This is a genomic window from Nocardiopsis sp. YSL2, assembly GCF_030555055.1.
Lineage (GTDB): Bacteria > Actinomycetota > Actinomycetes > Streptosporangiales > Streptosporangiaceae > Nocardiopsis.
The window spans coordinates 474,621-495,653 of sequence record NZ_JAMOAO010000001.1 but is presented as its reverse complement, the minus strand read 5'-3'; the positions used below and the strand labels follow the sequence as shown (position 1 = coordinate 495,653).

Sequence of the window (21,033 nt, the reverse complement as noted above, 5' to 3'; positions counted from 1 at the left end):
CCCAACGAACTGATGAGGCAGCCGGCGGGAAACCGCGGCATCAGGGCCCAGCTCAACCGGATCGTGCTGATCCCCAGCATCACCTTCCTGGTGCTGTTCGTCGTCATCAGCGCGGCCACGCTGGCCCAGGCCGTCTCACTGCGCGCCGCCCTGAGCGAGGGCCGGGCGGGGATCGAGCTCGCCGAGCTGCTGACGCTGCTCCAGGAGGAGCGCCGGGTCGGCGTCGCGTACCTGGCGGCCCCCTCCGGCGACCGTCGCGACGCGCTGGCCGAGGCGGGCAGGAGTACCGACCTCGCCGTCGCCGACCTGCGGTCACTGGCCGACGACCTCGGTGACCAGGACGATCCCGCCACCGCCCCGCTGGCCGAGGACTTCCTCGACTCCCTCAGGGCCGCCGAGGAACTGCGCGCCGACAACCTCACCGCCCCCGGGGACGCCGAGGCCACCCTGCTGGCCTACACCACCGCGATCCACCAGGGCATCCGCCTGTACGCCGGGACGGCGCGCGCCCTCGACGACGGGACCGCCTCCGCCGAGGCCTCCGCCACCACCGACCTGATGTGGGCGCAGGAGAGCTTCAGCCACGCCGACGCCGTCGTCGCCTCCGTCCTGGCCCGGAACTCGCTCACCCGCGCCGACCAGACCGAGATCGCCGCGCTGACCGCCGACGCCCGCCACCGCGTCGAGACCGTCCACACCAGCGACGCGGCGCCGGCCGCCGAGGTCGAACCGGTCGGTCCGGCGGGCGAGCCCGACACCGGAGCGACGGAGGCGACCGCGGAGGTCCCCACACCCGTCACCCTCGCCGCCGGAGAACCCTGGCAGGACGCCCTGGCCATGGCCGCCACCCTGGCCCGCCACGAGGCCGAAGTGGCCGTGGACCCGGTCACCGGTGAACTGGAGCGCGGCTCCGCGCCGCCCGGCGGGCTCGCCGGCTGGCGCGAGGCGGCCGACGCCGTCAACTCCGACCTGAGCGCCATCACCGCCGACCGGGCCGCCTCCGTCGTGGACGCCACCGACTCCGCCAGCACCTGGATGTTCTCGCTCGCGCTCGGCGGCGGCATCACCTCGCTCTTCGCGGGCACCGTCGCCTACGGCGTGGCCGCGCACTCGGTCGGTCGGCTCACCTACCGGTTGGCGCGGCTGCGCGCCGACACCCTGGGCACCGCCCGCACCGACCTGCCGCGCATCGTGCGCAGGCTGGAGGCGGGGGAGAGCGTCGACCTCGACACCGAGATGAAGCAGCTCGACCACGGCGACGACGAGGTCGGCCAGGTCGCCGACGCCTTCAACATCGCCCAGCGCACCGCCGTCGGCGCCGCCGTCAAGCAGGCCGACATCCGTGCGGGTGTCAGCCGCGTCTTCCTCGGCATCGCGCACCGCAACCAGTCGCTCGTGCAACGGCAGATCCAGCTCCTGGACCGCATCGAGCGCGAGGAGGACGACCCCGACCTGTTGGAGAGCCTCTTCCAGCTCGACCACCTGGCCACCCGCGGGCGCCGCCACGCCGAGAACCTCATCATCCTCGGCGGCGCCCAGCCGGGCCGCCGCTGGCGCCACCCCATCCCATTCGTCGACATCCTGCGCGGCGCCATCTCCGAGACCGAGGAGTACGCCCGCGTCCGGCTGGTGTCGGTTCCCGACCTGTCCCTGTCCGGAGCCGTCGTCGCCGACGTCATCCACATGATCGCCGAGCTGGTCGAGAACGCCACCGCCTACTCGCCGCCGCACACCGAGGTCACCATCGTCACCGAGACGGTGCCCAAGGGCATGGCCGTCGAGATCGAGGACCGCGGCCTGGGCATGGCCGAGGACGCCCTGGCCAGGGCCAACACCACGCTCAGCGAGGCGCCCGAGTTCGACGTCATGGTGCCGGGCACCGACGCCCAGCTCGGCCTGTTCGTCGTCGCCCGCCTCGCCGCCAAGCACGACATCCAGGTGCAGCTGCGCCCCTCTCCCTACGGAGGCACCCGCGCCGCCGTGCTCATCCCCTCCGCGCTGATCGCCGCCCAGCCCGGGCCCGGAACCGAGCGCCCCCGGATCGCGGCGCTGGCACGCCAGGAACTGCTGGAACAGCGGGACTCCCGTGAGGCGTCCCCCGGGCGCCGGGCCCGGGACGTGCTCTCCCCCGAGGACACCCCGCGCGGTTCGCGCGCCCTGCTGCGCCCGGTGCCCGCGCCGGGTGGGGACGGGCCCGCGGCGGAGCGCCGCACCGGCCCCCTGCTGCGCCAGGTCCCCGACCTGACCACCGACACGGGCGCCGGCCCCCGCCCACTCGGCGCCACCGAGGACACCCCAGCCCCCGCCGACACCCCCATGACCTCGCGGGAGACCCCCGACCACACGCTTCCCGGCAGGGTCGGGGCGCGACCGGACCGCCCCGGGCTGCCGCGCCGCAGACGCCAGGCGAGCCTCGCGCCCCAGCTCAAGCACGACGCCGCGTGGGCACCGGCCGACCCGGACCCACACGAGCGGACGGCCGCCACCGAGCGGAGCCCCGAGGACGCGCGCCGCATGATGGACGCGTTCAGCGCGGGCACCAGGAGGGGGCGTGCCGCGGACGCCGAGGAGACCGGACGGGAGCACAGCAGTGACCAGGTCGGTGTCAGCACCGACGACCGCAGGGGAGAGAGCGACTGAGATGGTGGGAATGAGCGGGGCCGCGGACAACCTTGACTGGCTCCTGGACGACCTGGTGGACCGGGTCGTCGGAGCCGCACACGCGATCGTCCTGTCGTCGGACGGCCTGCTCCTGGGCGGTTCGCGAGGACTTTCCTCCCAGGACGCCGAGCACCTGTCGGCGGTGGCGTCGGCCTTCCAGAGCCTGGCCCGGGGGACCGGCCGCCACTTCGGCGGAGGCGAGGTCCGCCAGACCGTGGTGGAGATGGAGCACTCCTATCTCTTCGTCACCGCCGCGGGTACGGGGGCCTGCCTGGCGGTGCTGGCGACCGAGGACGCCGACGTGGGCCTGGTCGCCTACGAGATGAACCTGCGCGTCAAGCGCGTGGGTCAGTTCCTCACGGCCGCACCACGCCGCTCCGGCCACCTCACCGCCATGGGCGGGGCGGGGTCGTGAACCCCTGGGAACGGCCGGGAACCGCCTGGGCCGGAGCGGTGGAGGCGGCGGGAGGAGCGGCGCGCGGGCGCCCCGCGTCCTTCCGGCGCCGCGGCGGGGGCCATCCCACGTCCGAGGGACCCGCCGCGGGCGTGGCGCCGGGGGACGCGCCCTCCGAGCCCCTCGTGCGTCCCTACACCCTGACCCGGGGGCGGACGCGGCCCCGATCCGCGGGCCCGTCCCTGGACATGATCACGATCGTGGTGGCCGCCAAGGACCGGCAGGAGCACCACCTGGAACCCGAGTACAAGGAGATCCTGCGGCTGTGCCACAGGCCGATCTCCGTCGCGGAGGTCTCCGCACGACTCGACATGCCCCTGACGGTCGTCAAAGTGCTCCTGGGCGACCTCGTCGCCGAGGGCGACGTACGCACGCGGGCGGCCGTGCCCGTGACCCGACTCCCCGAGAAGAAAGTACTTCAGGCGGTACTCGATGGCATCCGCAGACTCTGAGACCGGCCCGGGAACGCAGGAGGCGATCCCCCAGGCCGTCAAGATCATCGTCGCCGGGGGATTCGGCGCCGGCAAGACCACCCTCGTGGCCTCGGTCAGCGAGATCACCCCGCTGAGCACCGAGGAGGTGATGACCGAGGCCAGCTACGGGGTGGACGACCTGGGCGGGGTGGAGAGCAAGCGCACCACCACCGTCGCGCTCGACTTCGGGCGCATCACGATCAACGACGACATCGTCCTCTACCTCTTCGGCACACCGGGGCAGGACCGCTTCTGGTTCATGTGGGACGAACTCGCCTCGGGCGCTCTCGGCGCCGTCGTGCTGGCCGACACCCGCCGGTTGGACACGTGCTTCCACGCGGTGGACTTCTTCGAACGCCAGGGGCTGCCGTTCGTCGTCGCGGTCAACCGGTTCGTCGGCTCGGAGCCCTACGAGGCGGCCGAAGTGCGCGAGGCGCTCGACATCCCCGCCGCGGTCCCGGTCGTGATGGCCGACGCCCGCGACCGCGACTCGTGCCGGGACGTGCTGGTCGAACTGGTCACCCACGTGATCCGCAGCCGGAGTCCCGCCATGACGGGGTGACCCGTCCGGGCGGTGCCCCGCCGCCGCACCGGGGCCGTACCCGGGTATACGTTCGGGGGATGCGCCCGGAAATGTGGTGTTGAACGCTACAATGTCGCGGCAGTGAACAAAGCTGTGAACTGGGCACCCCATCCGCCTCTCATCTGAATCCTGGTATGCGAAACTCTGATCGACTTCCTCCACGTGAACTGCCCAAGCGGCGTTCGGGCCGACACCGCAACCCTCTGTCCTTCGACAACTGGTTCGGGACGCCCGCACTGATCATGGCGGTCCCGGGCACGGCCGAACAGGCCAGGGACGCCGACGGTGGGTCGATCGGTGAGCGCATGGCCGACCTGGTGCGGGCCTACCGTCCCGAGGTCACCATCCGCCACGGCCACATCGAGGGTGACGAGCAGACCCTGGACGAGGCCCTGACCGGGCTGGAGCGGTCCGACGACCGTCCCCTGGCCGGAGTGGTCGTCCCCCTGGTCACCGCACCGCACGCCGCGATGTCCGCCGCCATCGAGTCGGCCGTCTCCCGGGCCGGCGCCGACGTGCGCGTCACCGAGGGCCTGGGACCGCACCCGATGCTCGCCGAGGTCCTGCACCTGCGCCTGGCCGAGGCCGGGTTCGTCCGTGCCGACCGCATGCGCCTGATCAGTGTGGTGGCGCGCAACAACACGATGGCGGACGGCGTCGTCGTGGGCGCGGTCGGCGGTGAGGCCGCCGCCGGCGCCGCCGGTGTGTCCGCCGTGCTGCTGGCCGCCCGCCTCGGTCTGACCGTGCTGCCCGCCGACCTGGAGACACCGGCCGCCGTCGAGCAGGTCCTGGGCCAGCTGCGGCAGGGCGGCTGCCAGCGGCCGGTCATCGCGCCCAGTGCGCTGGGCCCGGAGCTGCGCACCGCCGAGCTGGAGGACCTGGCCGCACGGTTCGGCGCCCGCCTCGGCGCCCCGCTGGGCGCCGACAGCCTGCTGGGCAAGATCGCCGCCCTGCGCTACGCCGAGGTCCTGAACTCGCTCGGCGTGGAACAGCCGCCGACCGCCGAGGAGCTTCCGGCGCCCGTCGGCTCCCGGCACCGGCCGGAGTCCTGAGAACGCGACACGCCGACTCCCCCCGTCACCGAGGGCCGCCCGTTCCACGGGCGGCCCTTCGTGCTGTGGCCGGTACGACCTGCGCGTTCGACGCGGTGTGATGTCGCTTAGCACACGGTGCGTCAGCGTCGTCTCCAACGACGCATAACTACTTGTGATCGTTCGACAGCGTACGGCAATGTTTTTTCGATAGCCTCGACACGACCACGAGCCTCCGGGCCTCCTCCGAGGACGCGCCCGGTACCCGCTCAGGCTGGAGGGGACCATGCGCACCAACCGCGACAACGCGTCCACGATCCGCGGTCAGCTCACCCGTATCGTGCTGATTCCGAGCCTGTGCTTCCTCGCGCTCTGGCTCGTCGTGGCGTCCGTCGGCACCGTGCGGGCGGTCCAACTCATGGGCGACGTCGGGCGCGCCGCCGAGGGCACGGAGATCTTCTCCCGAGCCGCGACCGAACTGCGCGACGAACGCCGCGACACCCTGGTCCACATGGGCCGGAGCGAGAAGGAGGACACCGGCGAGCAGATCGGGCCGGCCCTGCGGGAGCAGCGCGAGAGCACCGACGCGGCGCTGGCCGACGCCGTGTCCCTGGCCGCACGGCTGCGCGGCGCCCAGGACGACGAGGTCGACCGCAGCGCGGCCGTCGTCGCCGCCGCGCCCGACGCCCTGGCCGAGACGCGGGACCTGGTCGACGACCTCGCCGTCGACCGCGCGGAGGCGCTCCTGCGCTACGGGGACCTGATCGGCGGCACCCGCTCGGCCATCACCGCCCTCGTCCACACCACCGACGGGGGAGAGAACCTCACCGACGCGGTCCTGACCCGCGAACTCATGGGCGCCCACGCCGACTACGCCACGGCCGACGCGCTGCTGGCCGGGGTCATCGCCAGCGGGGAGATGAGCTACGAGGAGACCGCGCACTTCACCTACCTCACCGCCTCCTACCGTTCCACGCTCTCCACGGTCGCCCCGACCCTGCACCCCTCGCTCCGACAGCGCTACGAGGCGCTGACCGGCCGGGAGAACTGGTCACGGGCCGAGGAGCTCAGCCGCCAGGTCGTCACCCGTCCCCCCATCGTCGAGCGCGACCCCGAGGAGGGCCCGCCGCCCGTCGGGGAACCCGACGCCGAGTGGAACACCGAGGTCGGCGTGGGCGCCGCCGCGTGGTACGGGTCCTCGGCCTCCTCGGTGCGGAGTCTGGACACGCTCGCCCAGGCCCAGGCCGAGCGCACGGTCGACCTGGCCTGGAGCGCCGCACTGCTGCGCGTGGCCCTCGGCGTGGCCGCCGCGGTGGCCACGCTCGCCGGCGGGGTGGCCGCCATCGCCGTGGTCGGCCGGTCCTCGCGCCGGCTGACCGACCGCCTCGTACGGCTGCGCTCGCAGATCCTGGACCGCGACGACGACCTGCCCGACATCGTCGACCGCGCCCAGCGGGGACAGAAGGTCGACGTCCAGGAGGAGCTGCCCCCGCTCGACGACATCGGCAGGGACGAGATCGGGCAGGTCGCGGAGGCGTTCGACTCCGCCCAGCTGACCGCCGTCGAGGCGGCCGTGCGCCAGGCGGAGATCCGCCGCGGCGCCAACCGCGCCTACCTGGGCATCGCCTTCCGCAACCAGAACCTGGTCCAGCGACAGCTGCGCCTGCTCGACGAGATCGAGTACAACGAACAGGACCCCGAGGCGCTGCGCCGACTCTTCCGCCTCGATCACCTGGCCACCCGGGCGCGGCGCTACGCCGACAACCTCATCATCCTGGGCGGTGGCCAGTCCGTGCGCCGGTGGCGCCAGCCGCGCCCCCTCGTGGACGTGCTGCGCGCCGCCATCGCCGAGACCGAGGACTTCGACCGAGTCCGCCTGACCTCCGCGCCCCGTGTCCTCATGCACGGCCAGGCGGTCGCCGACGTCGTCCACCTGCTCGCCGAACTCGTGGAGAACGCCACCCAGTTCTCCCCGGCGGGCGCTCCGGTGGACGTCAGCTGCGCGCCGGTGGTCGGCGGGCTCACAGTGGAGGTGGAGGACCGCGGTCTGGGGATGTCGGAGCACGGCTACGCGGCCGCCGAGCGCACGCTCACCCAGCCGCCGGAGTTCGACGTGATGGAGCTGCCGGAGGACCCGCGCCTGGGACTGTTCGTGGTGGCCCGGCTGGCCGAGCGGCACGGCATCCGCGTGTGGCTGCGGCCCTCCTCCTACGGCGGGACCAGGGCCACGGCGCTCCTTCCGGAGGCCCTGCTCGAACCCGTGGAGAGCCCTGTCGCCGTCCCCGCCACGGCACCGGGCGGCGGACCGCGGACGCCCGTCGCGTCCCGGCCCACCAGCGGCCCCCACGTCTCCGTCCACGGCGCGCCCGCCGAGCGGCCGGGCGACGGGACGCCGGTGACAGGTCCGCAGCAGCGCCTGGGGCAGGGCGCTGAGAGCGTCCGCGGGGGCCCGGAGGCGTTCGGGCCGCCGGGTGGTCATCCGGAGCCGGTGTCCAGGACCGGTCCGCAGAGCCCCCTGCCGGCGACCGGCCCCCTGCCGCACGTGGGCCGGGTCGGCGAGGAGGTGCCGGGGGGTTCGGAGCACACCGGTCGCCCGGGCGGGGGACCGCCGGGCACACCGGTGACGGGCCCGCAGCGACCGGTGGACCAGGGGCGCGGCCCTGTCCCCGGACCGGAGCACCCGGGGGCGGCCGACGCGCCCCAGGTGCCGGTGACCGGACCACAGTGGCCGGTCGTGCCCGGGCCGGACGGTTCGGGCCCCCCGGGGGACCCCGGCCGATCCCCCTGGCCGGGCGACCGGCCCCTTCCCGGCCGGTCATGGGGTGGGGGTGAGGGCGGGCCGGCACCGAACGCCCCCGGACACGGTGCCCCGCGGAGCGACCTCGATGCCCTGGTCGCGCTCTCCCAGCCCCAGCCGTGGAAGGGACACGGCGCGCACCAGCCGCCGGAGGCGCCGGCCCACACCGCGTGGCCGGGGGAGGGGCCGCCCCCGGTGTCCTCCAGCGGCCCCCGGGTCCCCCCGGCGCACCACGGCCCCGTCGCGCCCGAAGGCGCGGCACCCGGTGCGCCCCACCAGCGGCCCGACCCCTCCGCCGAGCCCCGGGCGCCGCTGCCCAAGCGCGTGCCTCAGGCCTCCGCGGCGCCCACGGACGGGCACGCGGCGGTCGCACCGCCCGACTCCGGGCACCCCGGGTGGCCGCACGACCCCCAGACCTCCTCCTCCGACCCGGCACGGACGGACCCGGCGCAGGACCATCGGTATCCGCTCGACGAACCGGGGACGGCATGGCCCACCCCACCCGACGGGTTCGGCCGTGTCCTCTCTCCCGACACACCATCGGAGGCGCACGATGAGGGGTGACGGCGCCCGGGCCCGACACGTCGTGGGCCGGATTCCCGAACCGCCGCCGACGGTGGCGCCACGGCACTCGGAACCGCCCACGGACGCCGGCGAGGAGGAGGCGGAACGGTTCCTGCGCCCCTACGCCGTGGACGCGGGAGCCGCGGAGTGCTCCACGGTGGACGCGACCGAGCCACAGGACGACCTGGACATGCTCACGCTGGTCGTCGCCGCCCGGATGCCCGGAGAACGCGAAGCGCTCCGTCCCGAACGCGAGACCATCCTGCTGGGCGCCGTGCGCGCACGCACCCTCGCCGAACTCGCCGCGGAGGTGCGCCTGCCGATGGGCCAGGTCAGGACCATCGTCGCCCGGATGATCGCCGACGGCTCCCTCCAACGCTGCGGACCCTCCCGGCCGCTGGAGCGCCAGGACATCCTGCACGCGGTCCTGGTGGGCCTGCGCTCGCTGTGATCCCAGGCGCCCCGAGCCGGGGCCGGGGCCGGGCCCGCATCCGACCGCCCGGCCCCGACCGCCCCTGGACGCCGCCCGGGTTGCTAGCGTGCGGCCATGCGCAGCAGCGAACACATCGGCGTCGTCGGCGCGGGCATCGTCGGCCTCGCCCTGGCCCGCCGGATCCTCCTCCAACGCCCCGGCACCCGCGTCACCGTCCTGGAGAAGGAGGACCGGGTCGCCGCCCACCAGACCGGACACAACAGCGGGGTCGTCCACGCGGGCCTGTACTACAAGCCGGGCTCCCTCAAAGCCACCCTGTGCCGCCGTGGCGTCGGCCTGCTGCGCGACTACTGCGCCGAATACGGACTCCCCTACGACGAGGTCGGCAAGGTCGTCGTCGCCCTCGACGCCGAGGAGGAGGCCCGGCTGGACGACATCGAGCGCCGTGCCAAGGCGAACGGCGTGCCCGGCGTCACCCGGCTCGGCCCCGAGGGCCTGCGCGACATCGAGCCGTACGCCGCCGGAGTCGCCGCCCTCCACTCGCCCACGACCGCCGTCACCGACTTCGTGGCCGTCGCCGAGCAACTCGCCGACGACGTGCGCCGTTCGGGCGGGCGGGTCCTGCTCGACAACCCGGTCCTGGACCTGCGACAGCAGGACGACGCGGTGCGCGTTCTCACCGGTGACCCGCGCGGGGAACGGCACATCCACCGCTTCGACCGGCTCGTGGCCTGCGCCGGCCTGCAGAGCGACCGGCTCGCCAGGATGGCGGGAGCCGGACCCGACCCGCGCGTGGTCCCCTTCCGCGGGCACTACCACGAACTCGTCCCCGAACGCCGCCACCTCGTGCGGGGGCTGATCTACCCGGTGCCCGACCCGCAGTACCCCTTCCTGGGCGTGCACCTGACCCGGCACGTCCACGGCGAGGTCATGGCCGGTCCCAACGCCGTGCTCGCCACGGCGCGCGAGGGCTACCGCCTCCGGGACCTGGACAGGGGCGAGTTCGCCGAGACCCTCGCCTGGCCGGGCTTCTGGCGGCTGGCGCGCCGGCACTGGGCCACCGGTATGCGCGAGTCCCTGGTCTCCGCCTCGCGGACGGCGTTCGCCCGGCAGGCGCGTCGGCTGCTGCCGGAGATCACCGGCGCCGACCTGCGTCCGGCGGAGGCGGGTGTGCGGGCCCAGGCCCTGGGGCGTGACGGCTCACTGGTCGACGACTTCCGGGTGGACACCCACGGTCGTGTGGCGTGCGTGCGCAACGCCCCCTCGCCCGCCGCGACCTCCGCGCTCGCCATCGCCGAGTACCTCGCCGACACACACGTTCCTCCCCGCTGAGGTGTGTCGGAGCAGGGTTGTCCACAGGCCGCAGACCACTCTGGAACTGGCCTCCGACTCCGCGGAACATGGAAGGCAGGTGGTCCGGGAGGGGCCCGCGACCACCGTCGGGGGTGACCATGTTCGTTGTCCGGTGGGCCATGGTGGCGTTGGCCACCGCGCTCGTGTTCGTACTCACGGCGGCCGCGGCCGCCACCGACCCGCGAGGGGGAGAGTTGGACGGCTTCGCCATCGGGCACCTGCCCGACCAGATCGACGAACGGACCGAGGTCGCGGACTTCAGCTACGAATGGGAGGACGTGTCCTTCTCCACACGCGTGTGGGAGCGGGCCCTGGAGGGCGGGGGCGCACAGGTCGTCCTCCAGGTCCTCGTGCTCCGGGGCCCGCGACTCGCCGACCTGTCCGCCGTGCGCGAGTTCCTCACCGAGTACCACGAGCGCTCACCGGACAGTTGGGCGCTCAGCGAGTTCGACAACAACGGGGTCCGGGGCCTGCACGGCGAGACGGAGGCCTTCTGGTGCCCCGAAGCGGGTGTCGCTGTGGAGGTCCGTGACGCCTTCGGACTCCTCGGCACGGACGAACTCCTGGCCACCGCGCGCGGGATCGGCGCGAGCTGACCGGAAGCCGCACCGGCCCCGGCCCCGGTCCTGGGTGACCGGGGCGGGACGGGGCCACTCCCGACCGATCCCCTGGGCGGGCGGGACCGGACCGTATCGGCCCTACCTGCCGGGGACGGTCGGGTCCGGGCCGGTCACGGAGTCCGCGCGACCGGCCAGGGGGACTCAGCAGCCGGAGAGTACCTCGCGCAGCGCCGCCTCCTCATCGGGGTCCACGGTCAGGTCCCACTCGTGCTTGACCTCGATCCACGCCGCGACGTACTCGCAGTGGAAGTCCTCGCTCGGCGGCATCCAGTCCGAGGGGTCGGCATCGCCCTTGGAGCGGTTGCTGGACGCGCTCGCCGCCCACAACTGGGGCGAACGCTCCAGGTCGTTGGCGAACTGTTCCCGCTCTTCGGTGGTCCAGGCGTGCGCACCCGAGCGCCAGCCCTCCTTGAGCGGCACCATGTGGTCGATGTCCAGGTCGCCGGCGTCGGTGAAGCTCTCGCCGTCGTAGACGCTGTCCCAGGAGCCCGACACCGCCCGGCACTCGTCGTCGGCCTCCACGTCACGGCCGTCCCGGGCCAGGACCGTCTCCCGGGTGTTGCAGCCGTCCCCGACCGTGCTCCAGTGCGGGAACATCGCCCGGTCGTAGCCGGGCGGGTCCTCCTCTTCCTCGATGCGGATCTCGTCCAACCACGCCGACGCCTGGTCGGTATCGGAGGCCGAGGCCGCGGCGTCGCTGGACGGGGCGTCGCCTGCGGAGGTGTCCAGGCCCTCCAGGTCGATGACGCCCAACTGGTAGAGGACGAACGCCGCGGCGGCGAGGACACCGACCACGGTGGCGACGAGGCTCGTGCCTCGGGGGGATGGCTTCTTGGGCATGGAGGACTCCAACACTGCTGTTCGATCCGCGCGGGCGGGGGCCGTTCCGGCACCTCAAGCTTGGACCATGACCACCGGTGACGGAAACCGTGCCTGTGGGCACGGTGTCGTCACCGCTCACGCGGTGACGTCGAAGACCAGCGATCCCACCAGCAGCAGGGTGATTCCCGCGCTGTGGGCCCAGGCGCGGCCGCGGTTCGGCGGGCTCCAGGTCCGCGCCCGCCGGCGGGAGGGGAAGGAAGAGCACGTCCGGGAGCTGGGCGGCGACCAGCAGTGCGCCCATGGGCAGCGCCGGTCGCCACGCCCTGACCGTGCCCGCGATGCCGAAGTGCCCGGCCGGTATGGGTACCTCTCCCGTTCCTCGTTCAGGTGTGTCCGGTCCGTGACGCGGCGCCGGTGGGCCAGCCCTCGAAGGCGCGCACGAATCCCTCCACCAGCAGCCGGTAGCTCTCGTCCAGGTCCTCGGGCAAGGCGAATCCGCCGTTGGCCTCCAGGTGGACGAACCCGTGCAGCGCGCTGCGCAGCGCCCGGATGGCGTGCACCGACTGGTCGTCCCCGACGCCGAAGCCGCGCAGAACGGCCGCCAGCACCGAGACCGGGCCCGCGGCGACCCGTCGCGCCTCCTCGTCATCGGCTCGGGGCGCGTGCTGGAGCGCGGCGTAGCGCCCGGGATGGGCGCGGGCGTAGCGCCGGTAGGCGTCGGCCACCGCTCGCAGGGCCGGTGCCCCGGCCAGTCCGACGGCGGCTCCGCGCAGTACCTCGTTCAGTTCGGCCATGCCCATGAGAGCGACCTCACGGCGCAGGGCGGCCAGTCCGTCGACGTGCTTGTACAGGCTGGGCGCGGCCACACCCACCCGCTTGGCGAGCGAGGCCAGCGTCAGCGCGTCGAACCCCTCCTCATCGCACAACCGGGCGGCCTCCTCGGCCACCACGCGCGAGGTGAGTCCCGCCCTAGGCATCGGCGCCGACCTCCGCGATCAGCCGCAGCACGCCGGCGGCGACGACATCTGGCCGTTGCGACTGCGCGTAGTGCCCGCTCCCGGGGACCATCTCGACCGTGCCGGCGACCACCGAGGCCACCCACTCCGCCTCCGCGCGCGGGTCCGGCCAGTCGGGGTCCAGTTCGCCCACCATGACCAGCGCCCTGGCCCTGAGCCCGGGCGCGGTCAGGACCTGCTCGTTGGGCCCGAAGATGGTCGCCCGCACCGCCCGCAGGCGGTCGGCGGGCCGCAGCATCGCCACGATGCGGGCCTTCTGCTCCCGGTGGCCCTCGGGGACGCGTCCCTTGTGCAGGTTGTCGTAGACGGCGGCCACGGTCCACGGAGCCCAGGGGCGGGCGACCAGGATCCGCAGGAGGAGGCTCATGACGGGACCCGTGGGGGCGGTGCGCAGGAACGGGCTGAGCAGGGCGATGCCCGCGACGAGGTCGGGGCGCTCCAACGCGGCGATGGTGATGGCCGCCCCGCCGAAGGAGTTGCCCATCATGACCACGTCGCGACCGCCGAGTTCCTCGGCGAGGGCGATCGCGTCGGTGGCGGCGGCACGGTTGGTGTAGGCCTCGAACGTCGCGTCGCTGTCGCCGTGCCCGCGCAGGTCCATCACGGCCACCCGGTGTCCGGCGTCGGCCAGCCGTTCGCCGACGAGACGGAAGGAGGCTCGGTGGTCGAACATGCCCGGCACGCAGACCACCAGGCTTCCATCGTTCTCGGCTCCGAAGAGGTCGTAGGCGATCCGCCCGTGGGGTCGGTTGAGGTGGTGCATGGAGGTCTCCCCGGCACTGGTTAATTTCTATAGCCATAAAGCTATGTCCATTAGCCAACGCGGTCAAGGCCCTGCCCCAAGGCGAAGGGGAGCCGCTCGGGCGCAGCCGGTCCCGGTGGGGCGGCACACGTGTGACCGGTGTTCGGGGCAGCCGATAGCGTGGAGCAGAGCCGCATGATCCGCCGTGGGCGCCCGGCCTAGAATGCTAGGCAGATCGGGCCACGGGCCCGCCTACACAACAGAGAGCAACACAGTGACCGACATCATCGACGAACTCCAATGGCGCGGCCTGGTCGCGCAGACGACCGACATTGACGCGCTCCGCAAGTCGCTCGCCGATGGTCCGATCACCCTGTATTGCGGATTCGACCCCACGGCGGGCAGCCTGCACGTCGGCCACCTCACCCAGATCCTCACCCTGGCCCGTTTCCAGCAGGCCGGGCACCGTCCGATCGCCCTGGTCGGCGGAGGCACCGGGCTCATCGGCGACCCCAAGCCGTCGGCCGAACGCCAGCTGAACACGGTGGACACGGTCGAGGGATGGGTGGGCAACCTGGCCGGACAGCTCTCGAGGTTCCTGCGCTTCACTCCCGAGGGCGAGCAGCCCGAGCCGACCGACGCGATCCTCGCCAACAACCGTGAGTGGCTCGGCGAGATCAACGCGATCGAGCTCCTGCGCGACGTGGGCAAGCACTTCAGCATCAACCAGATGCTCGCCCGCGAGACCGTGCGCAGCCGCCTCGACGGCGAGGGCATGAGCTACACCGAGTTCAGCTACGTGCTGCTGCAGTCCTTCGACTACGTCCAGCTCTACCGGCGCTACGGGTGCACCCTGCAGACCGGCGGCTCGGACCAGTGGGGCAACATCACGGCCGGCCTGGACCTGGTCCGCCGGATGGACGGCAACGAGCCGCACGGCCAGGCGCACGCCCTGACCACGAACCTGCTCACCAAGGCCGACGGCACCAAGTTCGGCAAGACCGAGACGGGTACCGTCTGGCTCGACCCCGACATGACCTCGCCGTACGCGTTCTACCAGTTCTGGTTCAACGCCGACGACCGGGACGTCGTGCGCTACCTCAAGGTGTTCAGCTTCCTCGGCCAGTCCGAGATCGAGGACCTGGAGCGCCAGACGCAGGAGCGCCCGCAGGCCCGTGCCGCCCAGCGTGCCCTGGCCGAAGGCCTCACCACACTGGTGCACGGCAATGAGGAGTGCCGCAAGGCGGTCGAGGCCAGTCTGGCCCTCTTCGGGCGCGCGGACCTGTCCGAACTGGACGGGCGCACGCTGGACGCGGCGCTGTCCGAGGTGCCCAGGACCGAGCACGACGGATCGGTGGCGGACCTGCCGTCGGTCGCCGACCTGTTCGCTCAGTCCGGTCTGACGCCGAGCAAGTCCGCCGCCCGACGGGCCATCCAGGAGGGCGGTGCCTACGTGAACAACGTCAAGGTCACCAACGTGGAGGCGCGTTTGACCACCGAGGACCTGCTCCAGGACCGCTTCGTGGTGCTGCGCAAGGGCAAGCGCAACATCGGTGGCGTCATCCTCACCGGCTGACCCTGAGCGCACGTCCGACCGGCGGGGTCGGTGCACCAGCGAGTGCACCGACCCCGCCGTCATCCGGGGGAGTGGGGCCGGCCCGTCGGTGCCGCGCTCGGCAGGAGCGGTCCCGGCGGAGACACTTTGCCGTGACTTGCGTGTTTCGAGGGGGAATCCTGAGGGAATGACGCTCGTTGACAGACACGAGAGCCGACGCGAACACGCGATCCCGGTGTGCGGATCGCGCCCGTCGGGAGACCGACAAGCCGCCCCACGGGGGCGCCGAGGTCCCGGATCGCGGGGAGTAGCCCCGCTCCGGGCTCTAGCTTGACGTCTGCTCAGCATCAGACTAGAGTGGGTCGAGTCGCCAAGGGACGGCGAGCGGCTCTGATGAGTCGACTCGGTACCGGCCTGCGATCACATGGGGTTTCGAACCATGTGAACGTGCCGCGGCGCACAGACACTTTTCCAGGCACACCGGTCCGAGCACTGATTCGGTTCCGGTAGGCTCGGGGAGTTGCTTTAAAAGCCCGGCGAATTCGCCGGGCCCAACGAAGCAGAACGGGCTTTACCCCGATCAATTGCTCCGAAACCGCCGATTTGGCGGAACACGGAACACCTGATAAAGTAAAGACACAACGAAGCGGAAACGCAGACAGCCTTCCACGGAAGAGCACACCGGCCGGTCAAACGGTTCGGAGCTTGTACGGGATGAGCGGTTGTTTCTTGAGAACTCAACAGCGCGTGTTTGATTTTCTTTAAGCCATGTTTGTTTTGGCCCCGTCACACTTCGGTGTGAAGGGTTCCTTTGATTGGCCATCGGAAGATGGTCGGTCAGGATTACTTCTAGGTTTACCCGCCCAGGCCCCGTTCACGGTGGCCGGGACAGGGTTGTATGACCTTTATGGAGAGTTTGATCCTGGCTCAGGACGAACGCTGGCGGCGTGCTTAACACATGCAAGTCGAGCGGTAAGGCCCTTCGGGGTACACGAGCGGCGAACGGGTGAGTAACACGTGAGCAACCTGCCCCCGACTCCGGGATAAGCGGTGGAAACGCCGTCTAATACCGGATACGACCGGCCACCTCATGGCGGCCGGTGGAAAGTTTTCTCGGTTGGGGATGGGCTCGCGGCCTATCAGCTAGTTGGTGGGGTAAAGGCCTACCAAGGCGATTACGGGTAGCCGGCCTGAGAGGGCGACCGGCCACACTGGGACTGAGACACGGCCCAGACTCCTGCGGGAGGCAGCAGTGGGGAATATTGCGCAATGGGCGAAAGCCTGACGCAGCGACGCCGCGTGGGGGATGACGGCCTTCGGGTTGTAAACCTCTTTTACCACCAACGCAGGCTCCCAGTTCTCTGGGGGTTGACGGTAGGTGGGGAATAAGGACCGGCTAACTACGTGCCAGCAGCCGCGGTAATACGTAGGGTCCGAGCGTTGTCCGGAATTATTGGGCGTAAAGAGCTCGTAGGCGGCGTGTCGCGTCTGCTGTGAAAGACCGGGGCTTAACTCCGGTTCTGCAGTGGATACGGGCATGCTAGAGGTAGGTAGGGGAGACTGGAATTCCTGGTGTAGCGGTGAAATGCGCAGATATCAGGAGGAACACCGGTGGCGAAGGCGGGTCTCTGGGCCTTACCTGACGCTGAGGAGCGAAAGCATGGGGAGCGAACAGGATTAGATACCCTGGTAGTCCATGCCGTAAACGTTGGGCGCTAGGTGTGGGGACTTTCCACGGTTTCCGCGCCGTAGCTAACGCATTAAGCGCCCCGCCTGGGGAGTACGGCCGCAAGGCTAAAACTCAAAGGAATTGACGGGGGCCCGCACAAGCGGCGGAGCATGTTGCTTAATTCGACGCAACGCGAAGAACCTTACCAAGGTTTGACATCACCCGTGGACCTGCAGAGATGTGGGGTCATTTAGTTGGTGGGTGACAGGTGGTGCATGGCTGTCGTCAGCTCGTGTCGTGAGATGTTGGGTTAAGTCCCGCAACGAGCGCAACCCTTATTCCATGTTGCCAGCACGTAATGGTGGGGACTCATGGGAGACTGCCGGGGTCAACTCGGAGGAAGGTGGGGACGACGTCAAGTCATCATGCCCCTTATGTCTTGGGCTGCAAACATGCTACAATGGCCGGTACAATGGGCGTGCGATACCGTAAGGTGGAGCGAATCCCTAAAAGCCGGTCTCAGTTCGGATTGGGGTCTGCAACTCGACCCCATGAAGGTGGAGTCGCTAGTAATCGCGGATCAGCAACGCCGCGGTGAATACGTTCCCGGGCCTTGTACACACCGCCCGTCACGTCATGAAAGTCGGCAACACCCGAAACTTGTGGCCTAACCCTTCGGGGAGGGAATGAGTGAAGGTGGGGCTGGCGATTGGGACGAAGTCGTAACAAGGTAGCCGTACCGGAAGGTGCGGCTGGATCACCTCCTTTCTAAGGAGTCTTATTCAGACCAACTCTTTCCTATGGTTGGTCGGACTCGAAAGTGGACCCGGCACCATCCCCTAGCGGATGGGTGGTCGGGAGTGGCTTGAAGAAAACGAACTTCACCTCCAGCGACTAGAAGCGCTGGGGGGCGCGCTGTTGGGTGTCTGAGGAAGCAACCTCTCGGCTGCTGACTCTCCCGTGTGGGGGGTTGGTGGCCGGTGGTGTTTCCCGCGGACCGTCTCTGAGAACTCTCAGATGCCGTCAGGACGAGGATCCTGGTGGTGTGAGTGGTGTCGGAGCTTGCGGTTGGTGTTTTGATTTGTGAATAGTGTGCGCGAGCATCTTATTATCTGTAGTGGCCAAGTGATAGTGGCACACGGTGGATGCCTTGGCATCAGGCGCCGATGAAGGACGTGGGAGGCCGCGATAGGCCACGGGGAGCTGTCAACCGAGCTTTGATCCGTGGGTGTCCGAATGGGGAAACCTAGCCCGAGTTGTGTCGGGTTGCCGCCACCTGAATGTATAGGGTGGTTGGTGGTGACGCGGGGAAGTGAAACATCTCAGTACCCGTAGGAAGAGTAAACAACAGTGATTCCCCTAGTAGTGGTGAGCGAACGGGGAAGAGGCTAAACCGCATGCGTGTGATAGACGGCAGTCGTTGCGTGTGCGGGGTTGTGGGGCGCATCTGTTCGGGCCTGCCGGCCCGGAGCGCTGATGCCGGAGATAGTTGAATCCGTTGGGAAGCGGTACCGTAGTGGGTGAGAGTCCCGTAGACGAAGTTTCCGGCTAGGTGTTGGTGTGTTCCCGAGTAGCGCGGAGCCCGTGAAATTCCGTGTGAATCTGGCAGGACCACCTGCTAAGCCAAAATACGTCCTGATGACCGATAGTGCACTAGTACCGTGAGGGAAAGGTGAAAAGTGCCCCGGTGAGGGGTCGTGAAATAGTACCTGAAACCGTGTGCTGTCAAGCCGTCAGAGCTGAAGCTTGTCTTTGGTGATGGCGTGCCTTTTGAAGAATGAGCCTGCGAGTCATGGTGTGTGGCGAGGTTAACCCGGGTGGGGTAGCCGTAGGGAAACCGAGTCTGAATAGGGCGATCTGAGTCGCATGCTGTGGACCCGAAGCGGAGTGATCTACCCATGTCCAGGGTGAAGCGGGGGTAAGACCTCGTGGAGGCCCGAACCCACCAGGGTTGAAAACCTGGGGGATGAGGTGTGGGTAGGGGTGAAAGGCCAATCAAACTCCGTGATAGCTGGTTCTCCCCGAAATGCATTTAGGTGCAGCGTCACGTGTTTCTTGCTGGAGGTAGAGCTACTGTTTGGCTGATGGGCCCGACAAGGTTACTGACGTCAGACAAACTCCGAATGCCGGTTAAGTGAAGCGTGGCAGTGAGACTGCGGGGGATAAGCTTCGTAGTCGAGAGGGAAACAGCCCAGATCATCAGCTAAGGCCCCTAAGCGTGTGCTAAGTGGGAAAGGTTGTGGAGTTGCTGAGACAACCAGGAGGTTGGCTTAGAAGCAGCCATCCTTTAAAGAGTGCGTAATAGCTCACTGGTCAAGTGGTTCTGCGCCGATAATGTAGCGGGGCTTAAGTACACCGCCGAAGCTGTGAAGCCTGAGACTTGTTCTCGGGTTGGTAGGGGAGCGTCGTGCATCCAGTGAAGCTGCCGAGTGATCGTGTGGTGGAGGGTGTGCGAGTGAGAATGCAGGCATGAGTAGCGAAAGCAACGTGAGAAACGTTGCCGCCGATTGACTAAGGGTTCCTGGGGCAGGTTAATCCGCCCAGGGTGAGTCTGGACCTAAGGCGAGGCCGACAGGCGTAGTCGATGGATAACGGGTTGATATTCCCGTACCCGTGCACGAGCGTCCAGTATCGAGGCGACGGATGCTAACCACGCTGGTCCTTGGCGGTCCCTTCGGGGACGGCCTCTGGATCGGTCTGGGAACCGATGTTGTAGTAGGTAAGTGATGGGGTGACGCAGGAGGGTAGCTCTACCCGGCGGTGGTTGTCCGGGGGTAAGCGTGTAGGCCGGTGTGTTGGCAAATCCGCACACCGTGTGGCTGAGACGTGATGCCGAGCCGTTTTTGGTGAAGTGAGTGATCCCATGCTGTCGAGAAAAGCCTCTAGCGAGTTCGTGTGTGGCCAGTACCCTAAACCGACGCAGGTGGTCAGGTAGAGAATACCGAGGCGTTCGGGTGAACCATGGTTAAGGAACTCGGCAAATTGTCCCCGTAACTTTGGGAGAAGGGGAGCCCTGTCTGGTGATGGACCTTTGCGTCTTGAGCTGGGTGGGGTCGCAGATAGCGGGGGGAAGCGACTGTTTATTAAAAACACAGGTCCGTGCGAAGTCGTAAGACGCTGTATACGGACTGACGCCTGCCCGGTGCTGGAACGTTAAGAGGACTGGTTAGTGGGTTTCGGCCCGCGAAGCTAGGAATCTAAGCGCCAGTAAACGGCGGTGGTAACTATAACCATCCTAAGGTAGCGAAATTCCTTGTCGGGTAAGTTCCGACCTGCACGAATGGCGTAACGACTTCCCCACTGTCTCAACCATGGGCCCGGTGAAATTGCACTACGAGTAAAGATGCTCGTTTCGCGCAGCAGGACGGAAAGACCCCGGGACCTTCACTATAGCTTGACATTGGTGTTTGGGATGGTTTGTGTAGGATAGGTGGGAGCCTGTGAGACTGTCACGCTAGTGGCGGTGGAGGCGTTGGTGAAATACCACTCTGACTGTTTCGGGCATCTAACTTTGGACCGTGATCCGGTTCGGGGACAGTGTCTGGTGGGTAGTTTAACTGGGGCGGTTGCCTCCCAAAGAGTAACGGAGGCGCCCAAAGGTTCCCTCAGCCTGGTTGGTAATCAGGTGTTGAGTGTAAGTGCACAAGGGAGCTTGACTGTGAGACGGACGTGTCGAGCAGGAGCGAAAGCTGGGACTAGTGATCCGGCACCGGCGTGTGGAAGCGGTGTCGCTCAACGGCTAAAAGGTACCCCGGGGATAACAGGCTGATCTTCCCCAAGAGTCCATATCGACGGGATGGTTTGGCACCTCGATGTCGGCTCGTCGCATCCTGGGGCTGGAGTTGGTCCCAAGGGTTGGGCTGTTCGCCCATTAAAGCGGCACGCGAGCTGGGTTTAGAACGTCGTGAGACAGTTCGGTCCCTATCCGCTGTGCGCGTTGGAGACTTGAGAAGGGCTGTCCCTAGTACGAGAGGACCGGGACGGACGAACCTCTGGTGTGCCAGTTGTCCTGCCAAGGGCATGGCTGGTTGGCTACGTTCGGGAGGGATAACCGCTGAAAGCATCTAAGCGGGAAGCTTGCTTCGAGATGAGGTCTCCTGCCTCCTTTGAGAGGGTAAGGCTCCCTGTAGACGACGGGGTTGATAGGCCGGGTGTGGAAGCCCTGTGAGGGGTGGAGCTGACCGGTACTAATAGGCCGAGGGCTTGTCCGCTGCAGATAATTGGGTGCTCGCGCATATTTTTCACATGATCTACGGTTTT

At 69.0% G+C, this 21,033-nt stretch carries 13 protein-coding genes and 2 rRNA genes; 12 read left to right on the top strand and 3 right to left on the bottom strand.

Annotated elements, in window-relative coordinates; genetic code table 11:
• The first annotated feature begins 12 nt into the window (after nt 1–12).
• From M1P99_RS02150 to M1P99_RS02110, 9 genes are all read left to right on the top strand, one after another.
• Nucleotides 13–2,640, top strand: a complete 2,628-nt coding sequence (locus M1P99_RS02150; protein ID WP_304451011.1) for a nitrate- and nitrite sensing domain-containing protein — start codon at nt 13–15, stop codon at nt 2,638–2,640.
• Between the two features lies 1 nt (nt 2,641).
• Nucleotides 2,642–3,076 (top strand): roadblock/LC7 domain-containing protein, encoded by a 435-nt coding sequence (locus tag M1P99_RS02145; RefSeq protein ID WP_304451010.1) that lies wholly within the window; start codon nt 2,642–2,644, stop codon nt 3,074–3,076.
• A gap of 38 nt (nt 3,077–3,114) precedes the next feature.
• Complete coding sequence (locus M1P99_RS02140) at nt 3,115–3,567, top strand: DUF742 domain-containing protein (RefSeq protein ID WP_304455535.1); 453 nt, start codon at nt 3,115–3,117, stop codon at nt 3,565–3,567.
• The gene (locus tag M1P99_RS02135) at nt 3,548–4,150 is read left to right on the top strand and encodes an ATP/GTP-binding protein (RefSeq protein ID WP_304451009.1); all 603 of its coding nucleotides are present in this window, start codon (nt 3,548–3,550) and stop codon (nt 4,148–4,150) included. Before M1P99_RS02140 ends, M1P99_RS02135 begins: the two co-directional genes overlap by 20 nt.
• A gap of 155 nt (nt 4,151–4,305) precedes the next feature.
• A complete protein-coding gene (locus M1P99_RS02130) occupies nt 4,306–5,223 on the top strand; it encodes a sirohydrochlorin chelatase (protein WP_304451008.1) in 918 nt (305 codons plus the stop codon).
• A 265-nt stretch (nt 5,224–5,488) separates the two neighbouring features.
• Nucleotides 5,489–8,563 carry a nitrate- and nitrite sensing domain-containing protein gene (locus M1P99_RS02125; RefSeq protein ID WP_304451007.1) on the top strand — a complete coding sequence of 1,025 codons (3,075 nt, stop codon included), beginning with the start codon at nt 5,489–5,491 and terminating at the stop codon, nt 8,561–8,563.
• Nucleotides 8,553–9,014 carry a DUF742 domain-containing protein gene (locus M1P99_RS02120; protein WP_304451006.1) on the top strand — a complete coding sequence of 154 codons (462 nt, stop codon included), beginning with the start codon at nt 8,553–8,555 and terminating at the stop codon, nt 9,012–9,014. The genes M1P99_RS02125 and M1P99_RS02120 overlap by 11 nt, the downstream gene beginning before the upstream one ends.
• A 96-nt stretch (nt 9,015–9,110) precedes the next feature.
• A complete protein-coding gene (gene lhgO / locus M1P99_RS02115) occupies nt 9,111–10,328 on the top strand; it encodes an L-2-hydroxyglutarate oxidase (protein WP_304451005.1) in 1,218 nt (405 codons plus the stop codon).
• A 119-nt stretch (nt 10,329–10,447) separates the two neighbouring features.
• Nucleotides 10,448–10,945, top strand: coding sequence for a hypothetical protein (locus tag M1P99_RS02110; protein ID WP_304451004.1), 498 nt, complete (start codon nt 10,448–10,450; stop codon nt 10,943–10,945).
• Nucleotides 10,946–11,110: 165 nt separating this feature from the next.
• Here M1P99_RS02110 and M1P99_RS02105 read toward each other — a convergent pair whose 3' ends face one another.
• The 3 genes from M1P99_RS02105 to M1P99_RS02095 all read right to left on the bottom strand — a co-directional run bounded on the left by M1P99_RS02105 (nt 11,111) and on the right by M1P99_RS02095 (nt 13,570).
• Entirely contained in the window at nt 11,111–11,809 is a 699-nt protein-coding gene (locus M1P99_RS02105) for an HNH endonuclease family protein (RefSeq protein WP_304451003.1), read from the bottom strand.
• 365 nt (nt 11,810–12,174) lie between these two features.
• A complete protein-coding gene (locus M1P99_RS02100) occupies nt 12,175–12,768 on the bottom strand; it encodes a TetR/AcrR family transcriptional regulator (protein WP_304451002.1) in 594 nt (197 codons plus the stop codon).
• A complete protein-coding gene (locus M1P99_RS02095; protein WP_304451001.1) occupies nt 12,761–13,570 on the bottom strand; it encodes an alpha/beta fold hydrolase in 810 nt (269 codons plus the stop codon). The genes M1P99_RS02100 and M1P99_RS02095 overlap by 8 nt, the downstream gene beginning before the upstream one ends.
• A gap of 253 nt (nt 13,571–13,823) precedes the next feature.
• On the opposite strand from M1P99_RS02095, the gene tyrS reads away from it, so the two are divergent.
• From tyrS to M1P99_RS02080, 3 genes are all read left to right on the top strand, one after another.
• Nucleotides 13,824–15,125, top strand: a complete 1,302-nt coding sequence (gene tyrS, locus M1P99_RS02090) for a tyrosine--tRNA ligase (protein WP_304451000.1) — start codon at nt 13,824–13,826, stop codon at nt 15,123–15,125.
• 883 nt (nt 15,126–16,008) lie between these two features.
• Nucleotides 16,009–17,541: ribosomal RNA gene (locus M1P99_RS02085) — 16S ribosomal RNA — on the top strand.
• Between the two features lie 350 nt (nt 17,542–17,891).
• Nucleotides 17,892–20,985 (top strand): 23S ribosomal RNA (locus M1P99_RS02080).
• Together the 16S and 23S rRNA genes form the textbook arrangement of a ribosomal RNA operon.
• The last annotated feature ends 48 nt before the right edge of the window (nt 20,986–21,033 follow it).

Coding starts and splice junctions, on each gene's coding strand:
- M1P99_RS02145 (WP_304451010.1), top strand. CDS start 2,642: ATGGTGGGAATGAGCGGGGCCGCGGACAACCTTGACTGGCTCCTGGAC.
- M1P99_RS02125 (WP_304451007.1), top strand. CDS start 5,489: ATGCGCACCAACCGCGACAACGCGTCCACGATCCGCGGTCAGCTCACC.
- M1P99_RS02105 (WP_304451003.1), bottom strand. CDS start 11,809: ATGCCCAAGAAGCCATCCCCCCGAGGCACGAGCCTCGTCGCCACCGTG.
- M1P99_RS02120 (WP_304451006.1), top strand. CDS start 8,553: ATGAGGGGTGACGGCGCCCGGGCCCGACACGTCGTGGGCCGGATTCCC.
- M1P99_RS02095 (WP_304451001.1), bottom strand. CDS start 13,570: ATGCACCACCTCAACCGACCCCACGGGCGGATCGCCTACGACCTCTTC.
- M1P99_RS02110 (WP_304451004.1), top strand. CDS start 10,448: ATGTTCGTTGTCCGGTGGGCCATGGTGGCGTTGGCCACCGCGCTCGTG.
- lhgO (WP_304451005.1), top strand. CDS start 9,111: ATGCGCAGCAGCGAACACATCGGCGTCGTCGGCGCGGGCATCGTCGGC.
- M1P99_RS02130 (WP_304451008.1), top strand. CDS start 4,306: ATGCGAAACTCTGATCGACTTCCTCCACGTGAACTGCCCAAGCGGCGT.
- M1P99_RS02100 (WP_304451002.1), bottom strand. CDS start 12,768: ATGCCTAGGGCGGGACTCACCTCGCGCGTGGTGGCCGAGGAGGCCGCC.
- M1P99_RS02150 (WP_304451011.1), top strand. CDS start 13: ATGAGGCAGCCGGCGGGAAACCGCGGCATCAGGGCCCAGCTCAACCGG.
- M1P99_RS02135 (WP_304451009.1), top strand. CDS start 3,548: ATGGCATCCGCAGACTCTGAGACCGGCCCGGGAACGCAGGAGGCGATC.